Source organism: Pseudoalteromonas denitrificans DSM 6059 (assembly GCF_900112265.1).
Taxonomy (GTDB): domain Bacteria; phylum Pseudomonadota; class Gammaproteobacteria; order Enterobacterales; family Alteromonadaceae; genus Pseudoalteromonas; species Pseudoalteromonas denitrificans.
Genome location: NZ_FOLO01000007.1, coordinates 94,855 through 113,851, shown reverse-complemented (window position 1 = coordinate 113,851; position 18,997 = coordinate 94,855). Strand labels below are relative to the sequence as shown.

The 18,997-nt window shown below is 34.1% G+C and carries 11 protein-coding genes; 7 read left to right on the top strand and 4 right to left on the bottom strand.

Features of this window, described 5'->3' with window-relative positions; all coding sequences use genetic code 11:
• Positions 1–72 precede the first annotated feature (72 nt).
• The gene (locus BM088_RS06955) at positions 73–2,184 is read right to left on the bottom strand and encodes a TonB-dependent receptor plug domain-containing protein (RefSeq protein WP_091982218.1); all 2,112 of its coding nucleotides are present in this window, start codon (positions 2,182–2,184) and stop codon (positions 73–75) included.
• 60 nt (positions 2,185–2,244) lie between these two features.
• A complete protein-coding gene (locus BM088_RS06950) occupies positions 2,245–2,943 on the bottom strand; it encodes a class I SAM-dependent methyltransferase (protein WP_091982216.1) in 699 nt (232 codons plus the stop codon).
• A gap of 191 nt (positions 2,944–3,134) precedes the next feature.
• On the opposite strand from BM088_RS06950, the gene BM088_RS06945 reads away from it, so the two are divergent.
• Together BM088_RS06945 and BM088_RS06940 are read left to right on the top strand one after the other, a co-directional pair.
• A complete protein-coding gene (locus BM088_RS06945; protein ID WP_091982215.1) occupies positions 3,135–5,300 on the top strand; it encodes a winged helix-turn-helix domain-containing protein in 2,166 nt (721 codons plus the stop codon).
• 517 nt (positions 5,301–5,817) lie between these two features.
• Entirely contained in the window at positions 5,818–7,317 is a 1,500-nt protein-coding gene (locus BM088_RS06940) for a flavin-containing monooxygenase (RefSeq protein ID WP_091982213.1), read from the top strand.
• Between the two features lie 158 nt (positions 7,318–7,475).
• Here the strand turns inward: BM088_RS06940 and BM088_RS06935 are convergent, their stop codons facing one another.
• A complete protein-coding gene (locus tag BM088_RS06935) occupies positions 7,476–9,557 on the bottom strand; it encodes a winged helix-turn-helix domain-containing protein (protein WP_091982212.1) in 2,082 nt (693 codons plus the stop codon).
• A gap of 210 nt (positions 9,558–9,767) precedes the next feature.
• On the opposite strand from BM088_RS06935, the gene BM088_RS06930 reads away from it, so the two are divergent.
• From BM088_RS06930 to BM088_RS06910, 5 genes are all read left to right on the top strand, one after another.
• Complete coding sequence (locus tag BM088_RS06930; protein WP_091982210.1) at positions 9,768–10,961, top strand: alpha/beta hydrolase; 1,194 nt, start codon at positions 9,768–9,770, stop codon at positions 10,959–10,961.
• Positions 10,962–10,970: 9 nt separating this feature from the next.
• On the top strand, positions 10,971–11,765 hold the full coding sequence (locus BM088_RS06925; RefSeq protein ID WP_091982208.1) for an alpha/beta hydrolase: 795 nt from the start codon (positions 10,971–10,973) through the stop codon (positions 11,763–11,765).
• A 231-nt stretch (positions 11,766–11,996) separates the two neighbouring features.
• The gene (locus tag BM088_RS06920; RefSeq protein ID WP_091982206.1) at positions 11,997–14,255 is read left to right on the top strand and encodes a response regulator; all 2,259 of its coding nucleotides are present in this window, start codon (positions 11,997–11,999) and stop codon (positions 14,253–14,255) included.
• Complete coding sequence (locus BM088_RS06915; RefSeq protein ID WP_091982204.1) at positions 14,245–15,429, top strand: ATP-binding response regulator; 1,185 nt, start codon at positions 14,245–14,247, stop codon at positions 15,427–15,429. The genes BM088_RS06920 and BM088_RS06915 overlap by 11 nt, the downstream gene beginning before the upstream one ends.
• 12 nt (positions 15,430–15,441) lie before the next feature.
• The gene (locus tag BM088_RS06910; RefSeq protein ID WP_091982203.1) at positions 15,442–15,777 is read left to right on the top strand and encodes an HIT family protein; all 336 of its coding nucleotides are present in this window, start codon (positions 15,442–15,444) and stop codon (positions 15,775–15,777) included.
• A gap of 220 nt (positions 15,778–15,997) precedes the next feature.
• Here BM088_RS06910 and BM088_RS06905 read toward each other — a convergent pair whose 3' ends face one another.
• Complete coding sequence (locus tag BM088_RS06905) at positions 15,998–18,958, bottom strand: pre-peptidase C-terminal domain-containing protein (protein ID WP_177207972.1); 2,961 nt, start codon at positions 18,956–18,958, stop codon at positions 15,998–16,000.
• Positions 18,959–18,997: the final 39 nt, after the last annotated feature.

The following is an 18,997-nucleotide window of genomic DNA, read 5'->3' as shown; positions in this document are numbered from 1 at the left end:
GTTAGCTTTTTGTTGAATATTACAAAAGCTAACTTTTTAGCTTGTTTTAAAAAGGGTGATTAAAAAATAAGTTTAAAACTGTCCTTTTAACGATATTTTAAAGCGCCTTTCTCGGACAGTATCACGTACTTCATATCTTAGAATATCACTATGGGTATACGCACTTTCATAGCGAGTAGTTTCTCGTAGCCCTTTACCGTGAAATAACTTATCACCTTCAAAGCGCAGTTTTAAATCATGAGTTAATTGATAATCAATATAGGCTTTTGCATTTACATGATTTTCGTAGCGTGCAATAAAGTCATATCGGTTGTAGCGCTCTGCTGATTTATTACTGAAAGTTATACCAAATGCGAGCCCTAAATTAACCTGGTCGTGTTTTAAATTTGCACTCCAATCTAATTGCGGTAAATCATTTATGTATTGTTTTTCATGGGTGAAGGAGTTATGTGTTTTACTGCCTCTATAAGTTAAGTTACCGCTAAAAACTGTGTTTTTAAGATTTAAAAGTGATAAACGCAAAGAGCCATCTAATTTTATCCCATATTCTTTAGCGTTGTTGATGTTACCAATACCTGAACCTATCGTTTTGTTATGGCTATCTAGATAAGGTGTTTCTGTTAAATGGTCTTCAATATCATGATAATAAAGTGTTGTAGCAAGGTTTCCCTGATTTTTATTAAATTGGCGTTCATAGGTGCTGGAAAACTCCCATCGTTTTTCTGGCATTAAATTAGGATTGGTAAGCTCAAGTCGTTTTTCTTCACCATTGTATTTTGGCACAAAGTCTTTCAGGTTTAATTGACTTACCGTACGTTCAAAATTAAAGCGCCATTGATCTTGCTCTGTCATATCGTATCTTAAGTTGAACCTAGGTTTAGGGTATTTAAATGAACGCTCAACAGGTACAGAGGTAATACTTGCTTCAAATTGAGAGTCAACGATAACGTTTGACCATTCGTTATTGAGTGAGCTTTGAAGGTTGATGGTATCTGAAAACGCAAAGTTATGGCTAATAAAAGCCTCTTTTCGTGTTTCTTTTATCATGTGGTGTTCAGTGGGAGAAACATTGGTGATAATCGTGCTATCACGCTTATTTATCGCAAGCTCAAAACCGACTTCAATACTGTGTTTTTCATTTATTTGGCTGCTAAAAGTAGGGCGTAAGATATTTTCAGACTGTATCGTTTTGTCATTTAAATCGTAGCTTTTAAAAGTGGTATTAAAATCTTCACTTCTGTCTATGAGTAGTTTATCGTCATAAGTTGTTTTATTTGTGATGAAGAGTAGTTTTAAATTACCAAAGTCATCAAGCTTATGGTTAATATCTCCTCCAATTTCCCAAGTATCATTTTGATTATTAACATGAGAAAGATCGGTAACATTTATCGGTGAGTTTTGTTCTGCATTGGCATAATAAAAAGCTTTATCATATTCACCTTTATATTTATTTATCTCAAGTAGACCATTGAGTCTTAGGTCCGTTTTGTCAGAAATAAAATATTCAATTTTGCCATTTAATTTATCCACTGTTGTAACTCGAGCAGATTTATCTACACGGGTTTCATTTAATTGATCTTGATTTGTATTGAATACTTCTGAAAATACAGCATATCTAGGGTCTGCCGTTCTTTTATATCCAAGTGAATAGGTGAATATATCGGTTGAGTCAGTATAATTAAGACTGCCAATAGGCTCTGCATTGACATCTGAAGCATAGGCAAGCCCCAAATCCCAGAGTATTGAGGCACTCATATCTTCTTTTAATATAACGTTAATGATTAAACCCGTTGACCTTACATCTAGTCCATTTACGGTACCGCGTATTAATTGAATCTCATCTACATTTTTTGCTTGTATTCGGTAGAGTTCGGCACCGATCCCGTTGCTTTTACCTGATATTCTTTTTCCATTAATTAATAATTGCTCGCCGGCTGAGCCAAATCCCCTGTTATCATCTGTATCAACCACGCTATCTAAAATGCTCGCTGTGCCTGGAATTTTTTCAATCATATCAAACAGAGTTTGTGGCGAAAATTGCTTGAAATATTGTGTATCGTACCCAGTGATTGCCGCTTTATTATTGGCCTCATCTGCGAAAAGTATTTTAGGTAAAATACAACTCATTGCAATAGCACTATATACAAGTGTTGTTTTTGTTAAGGTGTTTACAAATTTTGACATAGTAATATCTTATATAGAGAATTTTAACCCCCGAATAAAGCGGGGGAATTAATAAGCTTGTTAAAGTACTTTTTTAAAACGATAAACAAATCTATCGGTTTTACCTTTCGTACTCTTTTGCCAAACATCTAAATCAAAGTTATCGTTTGGATTTGCTAATACACTTAATGAGCGGTCAAGAACAAAACCAGCTGCTTGTATTTCATTCAATACGAAGGTATTTTCTATACGGTGTTTTTTCTTGGTTTGTGATATGCCAGAACCGGGGGCTGCATTATGGTCGATTACAATTAAGTAACCATCTTTGTTCAGTTTGTTATAGATGCTATTAAGTAGTTGGGATCTATCAAGCTTCTTATTATTGACCGCATCATGATAATTCAGGGCTGTAAATATACGATCTACGGGTTCATTTATATCTGATAAATTGAGTTCTTTGGTAACAGAAATATTTGAATAATTTTTTAAATCTCTTTTTGATAAACGTCCTTTAACACTGTAAAGTTTTCCTGAGTTATTTAAAACGCGAGCAAAAATCTCACTGTAATAACCGCCGCCAGCAATATAGTCAATTACTTTCATATTAGGCTGAATGTCGAGTAGTTTAACTATTTGACTGGGCTTTCTATTTTGATCTCTTGATTTGTCTTCAAGTGGTCTGTCGCTGTGATTTAATGCTTGTTCTATTTTGTTAGAGTGCGCTATTGTAGGCAAGCTTGAAACAAGCAAACCGGCTAAAAGTAGTGTTGTTGTTTTCATTTTAATTCCATGTGTTTTGAAAGAGATTTATTAGTACCGCACTCATTTTCACTAAACAATAATAAGGGTTTGATTTAACGGTTATGTTTGTATGATGTTTTGTTGATGTTGTTTGTAATCATGTGTTTAGGTGTTATTTTTAACATGCTGATAAATACTGTTTTTGTGATTTTAGATAAAGGAAAGACTGAGTGAGTTTAAAATTAACTAATTCTTTTAGAGTTGGTGAATATGAAATTAATAGAGATTTAAATCAAATTTCATTAGGTGAATATGTTCAAATTGTAGAACCAAAAATAATGGAGGTTTTGTATTATTTGGCTTCTAATGCTGAGCAAGTTATTTCACGCCAAGAGTTAATGGATAAATTATGGCCTACAAAAGTGAGCGACGGCGCAATAAGCCGAGTTGTTGGTTTACTGAGAAAAGCACTTAAAGATAACTCAGAATCCCCAGAGTATATTCAAACTATTGCCAAAAAAGGATATAGATTAATAGCGCCTGTGAGTTTAGTTGAAAAGGTAGAAGCTATTGAGTTAGTAAAGTTAACTGAATCAAACCAATTACAAAATCAATTAAATGATGATTTAGCTAGTAATGAAATTAAAGCTAAAAAAAATGCTAAGACTCAATATGTTTTTGTTGGTATTTTTATATCTATTATTGTGGCAACTTTTGTTTTGATATTTGCGCAAAATACCGAAGAAAGCGTAATTAATATTCAACAACCCAAGTTTAGTCAACAAACGAGTGAACCTGGTTTTGAGCGAGAAGCAAGCTTATCTCAAGATAAAAACTGGTTGGTCTATCATCATAGAAAAAATGCCGACGAACCATATAATTTATATTTAAAAATACGAAGCACGCAAGAAATAATACAGTTAACCAATTCAGTATTTAACGATAGAGTACCTGCCATTTCTGCTGATAAATCTCAAATTGCATTTTTCAGTAAAGGTCAAAATAGTTGTGGTTTAAATATTCTGACGTTAGATGAAAATGCTAAGCCGATAAAAACAAAAGAAGTATATAAATGTGGTGCGATTGAACATTATAGTAACCTTGTATTTTCTAAAGATAATCAATCATTATTTTTTACTGATCGTTCAGCAAGCGATGTACCTTATCAAATTTATCAAATTACGTTAACCACAGGAAAAATAGACGAAATAACCCGTCGTCAGGACAATTATTATGGTGATAATGAACTTGCGTTATCGCCGGATGGGAAAAAACTGGTTTTCTTTCGTAATAAATATTGGGGTAATAATCAGGTTTATATTAAAAACTTAGAAACGGGTGAGCAAAAAAAAATTGCTGAACTGGGTTTTTTGAGTTGGAATCCGAGCTGGACACCTGACGGTAAAAATATTTTATTCAGTGACAATCGTACTGGAGGAGCATTAAAACTACTCGATGTTAAAACGGGAAACATCAGTACTTTATATCATTCAATGCAAAAAATTAAATCACCTGAGCTGAGTTTTGATGGTAAAAGCATTGTTTACGCAGTTGAGACTGCTAACGTTGATTTATTTAAGGCAAAGCTATCGGCTGACGGCATCATGTCTGAAACTAAAATGTTGGTGAGTTCGAGTAAATTTGACAGTCAACCTAGTTACTCTAGTGATGGTGAGCATTTACTTTTTTTGTCTGATAGAAATGGCATGGTTCAATTGTGGCTACAAAGTGCGACTAAATTAACTGTCTTTGAAAGCTTGCCAATAGATGCGGGGATAGACTTTTATTCTTGGCATCCTAACGGTATTAATGTTGTGGTTGCAACGAATGATAAGCAACTTTATTTATTAGATATAACCCAAGATAATGCCACTAAAATAGACATGGATAAACAAGCGGCAGCGTACCCATATTTTTCGGTTAATGGGTCTAAATTATATTTTACCTCAGATAAAAGTGGTGACTGGCAATTATGGTCTTTGGACTTTAATGGCGGTGAATTCAATCAAGCTGTGCAGATAACACAATCGGGCGGCTATCAAGTAAAGCCAAATCTTAAGGGTGATAAACTGTATTTTACTAAATATCGCCAAAGCGGGCTTTGGCAACAAGATTTATCATCACTTAAGGAAACAAAAATAATTGATGGCGTAGATAGAAATGCACAATTTAATATTTGTAATAATGCTATTTTTTATATTAATGATGACAATAATAATGAATTACTAAAGGTAAGTTTAGACTCACATACTACAAGTGAGATCATGACTTTTAGTAATAATAGTCGTGTTAGGTTTGATACCTTTAATAACTGTGAATCTGTCATATTTTCTAAGTGGCAAAATATAGAGTCAGATATTATGATGATGAGTTTGTCAAAGGAGCTTGTTAGATGAGTTTATCAGCCTAGATCTGACTGAGTTAATGTAATACTTCTTATTTTTTACAAAACTATCAATTGATATCGTTTATATTCTTTTTTGAGGAATAAAAAATACAGGCTGTGCTGCTCGCTTCACAGCCTATAACACCCCTAATAAAAATAAATACTTTCCCTATTTTATGATTAACCCCAGAAGTTGAATAATTAAGCCATCGATTTGAAAAGATTAAAATATGTTCATCAATGATGAGCCATTTTTATACTCGTAATGGTTGTAAAAAATTACTCAAATAACACTTCTGGCTGCAAACCTGCTATAGCTGACATAACAAAACACTGAGATCTTGAATTAACCCAAAGTAAATTTCCAAGCTGCAAACTTAAGCTTCTCTTAAGTTTCCACGCATAAACTACAAACAAGTTCACATAGTATACGTCGGTTTATATACCGGTTATGTTTTTCCAAGATGTTATCCCACTTTAATTAAGTTAGGAGTGTGTGACTTCTGGGAAGCGAGAGGAAATTATTTATGAAAAAAGATGCACAGTATTTTGAAACGATAATTATCGGCACTGGTTTTTCAGGTTTATTAGCGGCTATAGGTTTAAAGAAAAAAAATAATAATGATTTTGTATTGTTAGAAAGAGGTTCTGATATTGGTGGAACTTGGCGAGACAATTCATATCCTGGGGCCGAAGTAGATATTCCAACTGGTTTATACTCAATTTCTTTTATTCCTTATAAATTTAAGAAAAAATATTCACCTCAAAGCGAACTGTTAGAGTATACAAACTATATCATTGATAAATTTGATATCAGAAGATTTACCAAAACAAACCAAAGCGTTGCAAAATTAACATATAGCGACAGTGAATGTTTGTGGCATGTTGTTATGGAGTCAGGCGAGAATTATATCGCGCGTTTCATTATAGATACTAGTGGTGTATTGGCAAATCCAAAAACGCCTGAAATTGAAGGAGCTGAGTCGTTCCAAGGGACTAAGTTTCATACTGCAAAGTGGGATCACAGTGTACCCTATGATGGAAAACGTGTTGGCATTATAGGTTCTGGATGTTCAGCCGCTCAAGCAGTTCCTGTTATGGCAAGTAAAGTGGATAAATTAACTGTGTTTATGGGTAAGGCTCAGTGGGTAATTCCGCGTTCAGATAGAAGCTATAGTAAAGCTGAGCGTTTTATTACAAATCTACCTGTAATACGCCACATTAAGCGCTTAATGATCTTTAGTTATCATGAAGTAAGGTTTGCTGCATTTCGTCGCTATCCATTTACCTTAACAATCAGTAAGTTTATTAAGTATCTATATGCCAGAACACTTAGAAAGAACCTTGAGAAATATATCGTAGATGAAAAGCTACGTAAGCACATGATGCCTGATTATGAGCTAGGTGGCAGACGTGTCATACCAACAAATAAATATCTTCCTGCACTGTCTCGGGATAATGTTGATGTTGATATCAGCGGTATAGAGCGTATAACGCCCACGGGAATAAGAACAAAAGATGGTAAAGAGATACCTCTGGATATCATTGTTTATGCAACGGGGTTTTATGCTTATTCAAATATGAAAAAAGCACTCTCATTTCAGGTATATGGTAGTCGAGGTAGACATTTAAACAAAGAGTGGGAAACTGAGGCTGTATCATATAAAGGGATCATTACTTCTGGTTACCCTAACTATTTTAAAGTGAATGGGCCGAACACAGGCACCGGACACAGTTCGCAGTTGTGTTATATGGAAGCTATGGTTAACTATACAATTAAAGCGATTTGTGCAGTAAAGCGTGATAAGAGCATCAAAGCCATTGATGTTAAAAGTCATGTCCAAAAAGAATACGTAGCAAAAATGAAAAATACTCTAAAATTAACTGTTTGGCAATCTAGTAAATGTTCAGCATTTTATAGAAAAAATATGACAGGTGAAGTAACGAGTTTGTCACCAGAATCAGTGGTCAATTTTATATTTTCACGTAAATGGTTTCGTTTAAAAGATTATAATTTATTGAAGTGAGGTAATTCTGTAGTTCAAAATGCGTATTCAGAAGTATTTAAAATTGAGAGCCTCCCATTAGAGGCTCGTCTTTCATAAACGCTTTGTGATTGAGAGCTTATAACTTTTATGTACTTGTAAACTTAATGAGAGAGTGGATAAATCATTTATTTGCTCCGCTAATTAAATAATACAATTTCTTTTTTCCCTGCAATAAAACGTAGATAGAGTAGCTTTTGTTCTTCTAAATTTATATCGTCTAATCGAACTGCGCTTATATCTTTATCATTTAAACGTTTTACATGATCTTCAATGAGATTTATTTGCCAGATCCCACCATTGCTATCATTTATGATTAAGTTATCGGAATCTATTAAAAAACGTTTATGGCTTAACATACCATGCAAGTTCACTGGTAATGGATCTTTTGCTTCATTTTGTATTGTTATGTTTCCTTGCTTATCAGAAATAAAAATACGATTTTTGTGATCTATTTGCGCCCAAGTTAACTGCTTTTTATAAAGTGATTTTATTTCTGAATTACTCATATTATATAAAACGAGTTCAGAACTTTGTTCTTTGACTATTTTCATTAATAACTGATTATTACCAATTGCTTGGTAAATATTTAATACCTCAAAATCATGGTTTAGGTTTTCTATTTCACCTTTTAAGTTGATAATTTTCACTTGGCTATTTAGCGCTAAAATAATTGATTGACCTGAGAGTGACCATACAAAAGATTTTATTTTTTGTTTTGAGTCAAAATGAGTGAGCTGTTGTATTTCTTTGCCATTATCAAACCAAAGCTGATAATGGCCGCTTCGATTTGAAACAAATGCAATGCCTGAACCCTTAGGTTGATATTTAGCACCGCTTTCTTGCATTGTACTGCGGTACAATATTTTATCTTCTTTATTTGGTTGCCATTGTATTTGTGAAATATCAAAATCTGCAATACCTAAAGTTGCGGCAATTTGTTTTCCATTTGGATGATAAACGGGGTCATAAATTGTTTGGTAGGTTGTTATTGGATATTGCGTAAAGGCACCATTAAGAGTGATTTCGTACAAACTATGACGGTAAGCAAGGAGTATTTTTTTTTCTGTTGGGTGCCAATGTATATCACCTAAACTAGATTGATAGAACTCATCAGGAATATGTAACGCAATTGTTTTAAAATCAGCTTCTTTATTATCTAAAATGACTAAACTGGAAATGTGTTTTTTATCTACCTGAAGAATAGCTGTTTTTTTATGATATGCCGAATAAATAACAGCATAGGGCGTTTGTTCTGTATTTTGGTATAAAGTCGTACTTGTTTGCGTTGATAATTTATAGCTGACGACTTTGCTTGAGTGCATATCATCGAAAATAAAAGCGACTTCATTTTTAGCAAGCCAAGTCAGTGTGTAAATTTTATTACTTAAGCAAGGTAAATGCGTTTTTGTTTTTTGAGGAATATTTTTAGCGAGGGCAAAAGTTAAAACTTCTATGCTATGACACATTTTAGTGTGAACTTTTTTATTTAACTGTATATGTGAGTCTGCTTTTAAAGGGGAGGGGGATTGCGTGTGACCCGTTTGACTCGTTTGAATAAAGGCAATTTGTGTACCATCCAGTGACCATTTTGGTCGGCCATAAATCCCCTCATTTTTTGTTAATAAAAACTCTTGATTTGTCGTTAAGTTTTTAGCCCATATATGGCTTTTTTGAAACCCGACATACCGTTGAAAGGCGATATATTTGCCATCGGGTGAAAAACTGACTCTAAATTCAGTTTCATCAGTTGTGGTTAATGGCGTAATGTATTTAAAGCTCGCTAAGGGGGATTGCGAAGTTGATGTGAAAAATGTGACTCCCGATATCAATGCAAAGATTATAAAAACACAGCACACAGCCCAATAAAGGTATTTAGAGTGTTTTTTTTCCTTTTTTATATCTGTATTTTTCCAATCAACCGGTGCAACTAAGCTATAACCTCGTCTTGGATGTGTGGTGATAAATTTTTGAGTTTTAGCATCATCTTTAAATGCTTTTCGTAATTGTGCGATACATCTTTGAAGAGTATTTGCTTCAACGATTACACCTGGCCATACTTTTTCTAATAATTCGGATTGAGGGATGATTTCGCCAGGTTTTTCGGCAAGTAATAATAAAACCTTTAAAACTTTAGGTTCTAAGCTTGTAATGTTTTTTTGATAGATAATTTCACTTCGTTTTATATTAATTCGAAAATCACCTACAACAAGCTCATTCATTTATTACCTCAAAAGTTAGCATTAACAAAGCTGAATTTATAATCTGAAATTATATTGCATAGCATTAATAAAACCTATATTTAATAATGAGATGCATGAAACATCAGCCTAGCATCAGCATTAAATCAGTGATATATCAGCGCATTAGGATTGCTAATTTATATGTTGTTTGGAAAATGAATTTAAATTATTACTATATATGGAAGCCGTATGTTTTACTCAATTTCCAATAAGACTTGGATGTTTTTTCTTGTGTTCATTTGTCTTTTTATAACATTAAAATCATTTGCCAATGACGCGATTACGATTGGACATAGCGAAACATTATATTCAAAAGTATTAAATGAGCAGCGTACTATTTTAGTACATTTACCTGATGAATATGATGCGACACAAAATAATCGATATCCAGTGCTTTATACATTAGATGGAGCTCATCATTTTTCTCATATGGTTGGTACTATACAGAGATTAGAAAATGAAATGATCGTGCCACATATTGTTGTGGCAATTGTCACTGAAAATGGCAAGCAAAGATTTCGAGACTTTACTCCCTCTAAACCTAAAAATTATAAAGGTAAAAACATCTTAGGTGAGGCAGATAACTTTATGCATTTTCTATCAAGTGAGCTTATACCTTATATAGATAAAAAATATAAAACCCAAGCCGTCAGAACTTTAGCTGGACACTCTGCTGGTGGCTTATTTAGTGTGCATACGTTATTTTTGGCACCTGATTTGTTTCAACACTATATTATTATGAGCCCTGCAGTGCGTTATAACAAAATGGCTTTAATAAATAAAATTGCGCGCAGTTTAAATGTGAGAACTCAGCTTAAAGTATTTCTTTTTATGACTATGGCTAATGAGCCAGGGTTTGAGCTAAGTATAAATAGGCTTGTACAAGTACTAAAAAAGCAGTCACCTAAAAGTTTAGAGTGGCAGTTTCATGAATATGAAAATGAAAGTCATATGTCAAATCCAAGTAAAACATTTCACAATGCCATGATTGAAATCGGTAAATATAGAGGATGGAGTGTTTCACCTGAATTAGCACAGCAAACATCTAAAAAAATAAAAGCACACTTTCAACGGCTTTCTGAAAAATTTAATCAGGATATTAAATTGGCTGAAGATGTGATCACAAATATTGGATTTGCAGCAAAAGACCAAGGTCGTTTAAATCAAGCAATTGATTTATTTAAATTAGGTATTTTTTGGTATCCAAGCTCTTCGATATTGCATGATTTATTAGCAAGTACTTTTGTAGCGAATAATGAATTAAATGAAGCTTTAGTGATGCAACAAAAAGCAGTGAAGTTTGCACAAGTACATAACAGTGATAATTTAAAAGATCTTAATCAACACTTACAAAACATCAAAAATAAATTAGAAGAAAAATAGGAAATAAAAATGATAAAACTATATTTTAAAGTATTTTCCATGGTGATATTTTTGGGCTTTAATGCATATGCTAAACAGGAATTAGGGGAGAGAATTCAAATAAATATTGGCAGTAAATATCAGATAAAGTCACAATATTTAAATGAAACGAGAGAATTATTGATTCATTTGCCTAAGGATTATTATAGCAAGGATAAATCATATCCTGTTATATATTTGTTAGATGGTAATAATCATTTTAAACATAGTGTGAGTGGCCTTAAGGTATTAACTCGCTATGAAAGAGCGCCCGATAGCATTATTGTTGCCATCCCTAATAATACAAGAATGAGAAACAGAGATTTAGGCGAGGGCAGAGAAGGGTTTATTCAATTTATTGAACATGAAGTATTGCCATTTGTAGCAAAAAACTACCGTACTTCAGATGTCAGTACTTTGTTTGGCCATTCAAGTATGGGAGCATTAACGATGGAGATTTTTGCGACTAAAATGGCACTATTTGATCATTATATTGCTGCATCACCTGCAATCGGTGTAAAAACTGCATTATTAGAGAAATTTAAAACGGCATTTAATAATAAACAAATATCAAATACGTCATTATTTTTTACTGTAACGGATAAAGAAAATGAGGTTGTGGGTTTTACCGAGGGAAATATTAATTTTGACAAATTTTTAACTGAGCAAGCCCCTGAAAACTTTAACTGGCATTATGAATTTATTCCTGAACAAACTCATATGAGCACACCATACCTTACATTTTATGCTGGGCTGAGTAAGGCATTTAATGTAAGTTTAAAATAGTGATTTTATAGCGTTAGCTTATTTATTTCTAACGCTTATTTTCAACACTATAACCAACCAAGTAGCATCAAATCCTCTTACCACATTTATTTGAACACATTAAAAACCTTAAACAGATTGATACAGTGTCGATACGTATTTATTTTCTATTGTAAATTATGTATCTAAGTGAAAATGTAAAGAATGCATCTATACTTATTTATTTATGAATAAAACTTAAAGGGACTCGTAATGAGAAAGAACCAAAGTGATTTATTTATTAAAATAAAACATTTTTGGCGAAATAACCCTTTGAGTATTATTGCTTGTATTTTTATCTTTGGTACCACTTTAATATTTTTTCATTTTAAACAGTTAAATTTACAATTAGTAGAATCGATCACCACGCAAAGTACACGTCAATATGTTGAAGTATTAAAACAATTTAGATCTTTATATACATCTGAAGTTGTCAATACTTTATCTAAAATGGGCATTGAGATAAGTCATGATTACCATTTAAAAAATAATGCGATTCCTTTACCTGCTACTTTAAGTTTATTACTCGGAGAAAAAATGGGGCTAGAAGGTCTGGATGTAAAAGCCAAACTTTATAGTGCATACCCTTTTCCATGGCGAAAAAAAACAGGGGGACTAACAGGGGAGTTTGAAAAAAATGCATGGCAGCAATTAAATTTAACACCAGATAAACCTTATATTGAAATAGAAACCGTAGAAGGTGTTTTAAGCGTACGTTATGCAATTGCAGATGTTATGAGGCCTGCGTGTGTAGAGTGTCATAATACACATCCTGATACGCCAAGGATAGGTTGGAAAGCAGGTGATGTCAGAGGGGTTTTAGAGGTTATAGAGCCATTAACTATGGGTGTCAGTAAAGTTAATCATATTTTTGTTGAAATGGTAAGTTGGATTTCTGTACTGCTTTTGTTAGGTTTTTTTGGTTTTACTATGACAGTAAAACGTTTGATTAAAAATTATCAAATGATAAATCAATCAAATAAGTTATTAGCAATAGAAATAGAAGAACGAAAACAAGCTGAAGCTAGAATTGTTCAAGCTAAAGAGAATGCTGAATTTGAAAAACAACAAGCCGATTTAGCAAAAGAAGATGCCATATCGGCTAATAGAGCAAAGTCTACATTTCTTGCAAATATCTCTCATGAAATTCGAACCCCTATGAATGCAATTTTAGGGTATACACAAATCTTACAACGTGACAGGCAACTTAATGATGACCAACTTCATTCATTATCTATTGTTGGTAAGTCGGGTGAGCATTTATTAGGTCTTATAAACGATATTTTAGATTTATCAAAAATGGAAGCTGGTGCGACCACGTTAAACATGCAGTCATTTGATTTAGTGTCACTTTGTAGCACCTTAAGTGATATGTTTAAACTCAAAGCAGCACAAAAAAAACTCAAATGGAATACAACAACAGATCTTGCTGCTGATGCCTTGCCTGTTTTAGGTGATGAAGGCAAAATAAGACAAATTTTAATTAACCTTATTGGTAATGCAATTAAATTTACCGACAAAGGTTATGTAAATTTTTCTGTGTGTTGTGAGTCTGATAATGTCTTTTCATTTGAAATTGAAGATAGCGGTATTGGCATTGCATCTAAGTATCAAAGAGCCGTATTTGATGCTTTTAATCAAGGTGATGTAAAACCTGAATTTGGAGGTTCTGGTTTAGGGCTGACGATTTCTCAAAAATATTTAAAACTTATGGGCAGTGAGCTTAAACTTGAGTCTGAAGCTAACAAAGGGTGTAACTTTTCATTTCATTTGCCTTTAACTGTGTTAGAAAATAAATTAGAAACTGAGAAAATTGAGCAAGTTGAGTATCTAGCGCCAGAACAAAATAAAAGAATACTCGTAGTAGATGATGTTCAGGTTAATCGCACGATATTACATCGTATGTTAGATGATGTGGGATTTGATGTGATAGATGCGTATAACGGTAGAGATGCATTGAATGTGCTTAAAAATATGCATATAGACCTTATTTTTACTGACTTAATGATGCCTATAATGGATGGTAATCAACTATTAATAGAAGTGAATAAACTAGATAGGGATATTCCAGTGGTTGCGATAAGCGCATCAAGCATTCGAAATGATTCTGAATTTTATATTGAGCAGGGTTTTGATTTTTATATTTCTAAACCTTTTCACTTTGATGATATTTATGATTTATTAAAAAAATTCTTAAAAGTTAAGTTTATTTATCGTCAAAATAAAGAGGGAGAAGTTCTTACAAATGAAAATTTAAATTCAGACAAGTTTGTTTTACCAAATGAAGAAATAAAACAGATTAATTTATTATGTCAGTCTTACCAAGTTGCAGAAGTTGAATCTATTTTAGTTAAATTATCTCAGGAGTTTCCAAATAATGCTGACTATTTTGCGACATTAAATAAGTTTGTTAAATCTTATGATCTTGATGGTTTATGTGGGTTTTTAGCTGGAGGTGAAAATGAAAGTTAATGCAGTTTTTTCTATTTTCATCGTGGATGATAATCCTATTAATATTGATTTATTACGCCGTTACCTTGAGCCTGAAGGTTTTACAATATACGCCGCTACTGGCGGAAAACTAGCATTAAATATGCTAAAAAAAATTAAAGTCGATTTAATTTTGCTTGATATTATGATGCCTGAAATGGATGGTTATCAATTATGCCAAATATTAAAGAAAGAGCCGTTATACGAACATATTCCAATTATATTTGTGACAGCAAAAGTTGAACCTGAAGATTTAAGAAAAGGGTTTTATTTAGGTGCTGTTGATTATATAACTAAGCCTGTTCATCAAGACGTATTATTAGCCAGAGTTAACAATCAAATATCAATCAGAGATCAGCTGAGACTTGAAAAAAAAATTGTTGATGAGTCTTTAAAAATGGCTGAACTTGGAAAGCTGGTTGCTGGGATTACCCATGAAGTCGCGTCTCCGCTGGGAAACATGATGCTATCTGTAGAATATATTTTACAAGAAACGGTAAAAATACATGATGCATTTGAAAAAAATGAATTAAGCAAATCAGATTTTAATCTATTTTTAGAGCAATTAGATGAGGGCCTGAATTTGAGTCGAAAAAATGCTAAAAGAGCAACTGAATTAATAACAAGTTTTAAGCAGGTTGCAGTGGCACAATGTAGTAATTATGTAATCGAAATAAACTTACTCAATTTCGTAAAAGATATTTTTTTGACCTTAGGACCGCAGCTTAAAAAGTATTCACATAAACTGAAATTTGATATAGGACAGAATATATTAGTGACAACATATCCAGGAGCATTATCACAGGTTATAACAAATTTGGTTAATAACTCTCTATTACATGCTTTTCAAAACCAGCAATCGGGTGAAATTAGCATATCTACCAACGAAAGCAGTTCTTATGTCACTATGATTTATTCAGATAATGGTATTGGCATGAATAAACAAGCATTGGAGAAAGCCTTCGATATGTTTTTTACAACAAAAGCGGGTGAAGGAGGCTCTGGTTTAGGGTTAGGTTTGTGCAGAGAATTAGTTGAAAATGAACTTGGTGGTGAAATTACTTTAAATAGTGAAGAAAATAAAGGCACTCAAATTACATTCAAAATATTAAAAAATATCAAGATAGAAAATGAGAATGACTCACACAGTCAATGATGAGGTAATCCATTGAAATATAAAGAAGACGATTTTTATTGTGATAAAGTGTTAACGGGGGATGTTTCAGTTGAAGTTGTGAAAGAAACAGATGCCATATTAGCGTTTAAACATACCAAGCCTTATTGGCCTGTACATATTGTTATTATTCCTAAAATACATATAAATTCGTTTGTTGAGATAGAACCTCCTTATAAAGCTGTTTTTGATGAGTTAATAAAAGTTGTTCAAACCGTAGCACAACAAGTTAAAAATGAGTATGGTGCTGCCAGAGTCTTAACTAATGTTGGCGATTATCAAGACTCAAAACATCTTCATTTCCATGTTAATTTTGGTGAGCCTTTATAAAGTTAATATGTTTCCTAAAATCTCATTATGCATAGTATAAATTAGAATGTCTCGTTCATCTAAGCTACTCAACTAATAAAATAGAATTTTTAGCCTATTAAAAAACGCTCTCTATAATATACCGAGAGCGTTTATATGAAATGATAAAGCCAGAACATATGTATTGGTTAACAATCACATTATAAGAATGGCTTTATCAGGTTTTATTTAACAGTAGCGTTTACTCAGTGCTACCTTTTAAACTAACACCGCTAAACCTTCTATAGCCAAATACACCCACATGCCATGTACCTGCTCCAGGGTTGTTAATAGTACAAGTTTCACTATTACCATTTTTAAATGGGCGACAATTATAGCTTGTTTCAGTAGGTTGGCTGCCTTCTTTCACGTATAAATCAGCATCACCTGTACCACCAGACATAACAACTGTCAGTTTACTCGTGCCTGGCGCAACATCCATGCTATAAAAAGTTTCACTGTTTGCAGCGCCTGAAATGTTAGTTTCATCTATTCCGCCTGACGTACCATCAGAATAAGATGCAACAAGGCTCACACCGCTATATGCTCTATAACCGTGGAGAGTAACGTGGTACGTACCAGTTTGAATATTACTGATAGTACATGTTTCATCATTACCAGTTTCAAACGGGCGACAGTCATAAACACTAGTAGATGCTTCTTGATCAAATTTCACATGCATATCAGCATCACCAGTACCGCCAGACATAACAAACTTCAAGTTACTAACATTCGCTGGAACAACAAAAGTAAACTTGGTTGTTTCAGAATTAAGTTCACCACTTAAATTTGTTTTAGCGATGCCATTTTGCAATATAGTACCAGCATCTACAGTTTGAGTTGTGAATGATGACACCTCAGACCATACCTGACCACAACCGTTATCGGCTCTAACACGCCAGTAATATGTTGTTTCGGTATTTAAGTCTGCTGATGGTTGATAGTTAGTACCACTGGCAACTGTGCCTGAAGCAATAACATTAGAAAAGGCATTATCAGTTGCAACTTCTATCCGATAAGAAGAAGCTGAAGCGTGTGCTGTCCAACTAAACTCGGGACGTAGTGCAACATCAACTGAACCACTTGCAGGGCCAGATAAAACCACTTGAGTAGGGGCATCTACAACACTAAGTGCAACTGCAAGTTGTTTAGCTGAAACGCCAGATGCAGTACCATTGATAGTAAAGTTATAATCGCCTGTATTAAGATTACCTACAGATACATTGGCATCAGAGCTGCCACCCGGTGTAACAGAGCTTGCAGTGAATGAGCCTGTTACTCCAGTTGGTAAACCTGAGTATGTAAGGCTGATTGCACTACTAAAACCATTTATTGCAGCAGTACTAATACCGATAGGTTGCAATGCGGTATTAGCACAAACTTGTTGTGATAGATTTGTTGCTGCCATTGTAAAGTCTGGCGTTGCTGGAGCACCACAGTTATCGAACTTAAAGTTAGAAATGCGGGTTTTCCATTTACCATTATTACTACCGTAATCACTGGTCATCCAGAAAGTACAATTGTCCACCGGATCCACGGACAAATGACTATAATCTCCATTTCTGTCACTGGCAATATGGCTTGTACCTGCAACGAGAACTGATTCAGCCTGTGTCATCGTTCCGTTTGCATCACTGGCATTACGGCCTGTCATATTAATCCCAGGATATGTATTTGGTCCTGAAATATGGTAAGACAATGCAATATTTCCGCTTGCATCCATTGCAGCTGATCCCATAAAGCGATGATCTGTGCCTGAAGGTGCATAAGTACCTTCTTGATGTAGACCCCACTGACCACCATTTGTGCGACGTAACTCGAACCAACGTATACCGCCTTGATCATTGCCACTCACATCAGTTAAGAAATTCCCAACAATTGATTCATGCCCTGAAAACTTACGATACTGAGCACGGTACATGATAACTTCTTTTAATGGATCTAAAGTTTGAGATGTTCCTTTTTGTGTTAAACAACCAAAATCTTGATTATTAGAACTACAGAACTCAGCATCAAATTCACTAATTTCTATATTGATAGGACCGACCAATTGACTATTTGAAGTATTGTCGTAATCAGGAGCAAATGTCCATAATTCAATATAATCTTTGTTTGGGTTATTACTGCCGGGGTTAATCACTTCATCATCACGTTGGCGAATAAAAATACCGGCTTCAGATCCCGCAGGACCCGATACAGAATCAACATCAACAGGTACCATCATTTGAAAGCCAAGGTTTGAAAGTCTTGGTGCAGTTTTACGTTGCATTCTGGCGGTTTGACCAGATAATAATTTACTACGCTCCAGTGCATACACACCTGGACCAGCACTTTCATTGGTACCAACATAATAAGAGTCACCGTAGCGACCAAATTTAGGGTAATCTGGAAATTCAGGGGCTTGGAACTCATAAGCGAACCAACCTCCAGAAACAGGGTTATCTGTTTTTGATACGTATACACATAAGCTACGACCAGACTGATTACTAAATTCAGTCATAACGTAACGTTCAGCATCTTCATCATAAAATACAATTGGGTCGCCTAAACCGTTTTTACATCGATTTGTTGCCAGGTCCGACATATTAGTTGGGCCAGATACTTGATTACCCGTTGCTTTATCATAAATTGAGAAAAGGGCACCACCACCACCATTTATTGATTGAATATAATGGTTTTTACCCACTGTCCCTGTCGGATCTGCTGGGTTAACACCTGTATAACCCATGCCGTCTTGGTTGATATTTGCAACTTCAACAGCACGACTAAACATACCTTCAGCTTCGCTTTGAATGCCTAATAGGGGGTCTACTGTATTAGCAACAGGATTGATTGCTGAACGATTAAAAGTATTGAGTGCGTTAGGATAGATACGACGGGGAACAGATTTAATTGGATCACCCGGTTGCCATTGTACAGCTTCACTTAAGTCTCTCACGTCACCTGTAAAGCTTTCAGGTGCAACGGTTGCCATTAAGTCTGCACCTGAGTACATTTGCATCGCTTGATTATCATTAATAACGGGTCCAGAATGCTCTGCAGCAACCACTGAGGTTGTAGAGATTGCAGTTAAAACTGATAATGTTAGCGCGCTTTTGATTATTTTCTTCACCGGTAAGCAAGATTGCTGTGTGGCTGCTGAAATAAAGTTATTATTTTGCACGTTTAATTCCTTCATTTTTTTTATTATAAAACGAACGCC

Coding starts and splice junctions, on each gene's coding strand:
- BM088_RS06950 (WP_091982216.1), bottom strand. CDS start 2,943: ATGAAAACAACAACACTACTTTTAGCCGGTTTGCTTGTTTCAAGCTTG.
- BM088_RS06935 (WP_091982212.1), bottom strand. CDS start 9,557: ATGAATGAGCTTGTTGTAGGTGATTTTCGAATTAATATAAAACGAAGT.
- BM088_RS06940 (WP_091982213.1), top strand. CDS start 5,818: ATGAAAAAAGATGCACAGTATTTTGAAACGATAATTATCGGCACTGGT.
- BM088_RS06925 (WP_091982208.1), top strand. CDS start 10,971: ATGATAAAACTATATTTTAAAGTATTTTCCATGGTGATATTTTTGGGC.
- BM088_RS06915 (WP_091982204.1), top strand. CDS start 14,245: ATGAAAGTTAATGCAGTTTTTTCTATTTTCATCGTGGATGATAATCCT.
- BM088_RS06930 (WP_091982210.1), top strand. CDS start 9,768: ATGTTTTACTCAATTTCCAATAAGACTTGGATGTTTTTTCTTGTGTTC.
- BM088_RS06955 (WP_091982218.1), bottom strand. CDS start 2,184: ATGTCAAAATTTGTAAACACCTTAACAAAAACAACACTTGTATATAGT.
- BM088_RS06920 (WP_091982206.1), top strand. CDS start 11,997: ATGAGAAAGAACCAAAGTGATTTATTTATTAAAATAAAACATTTTTGG.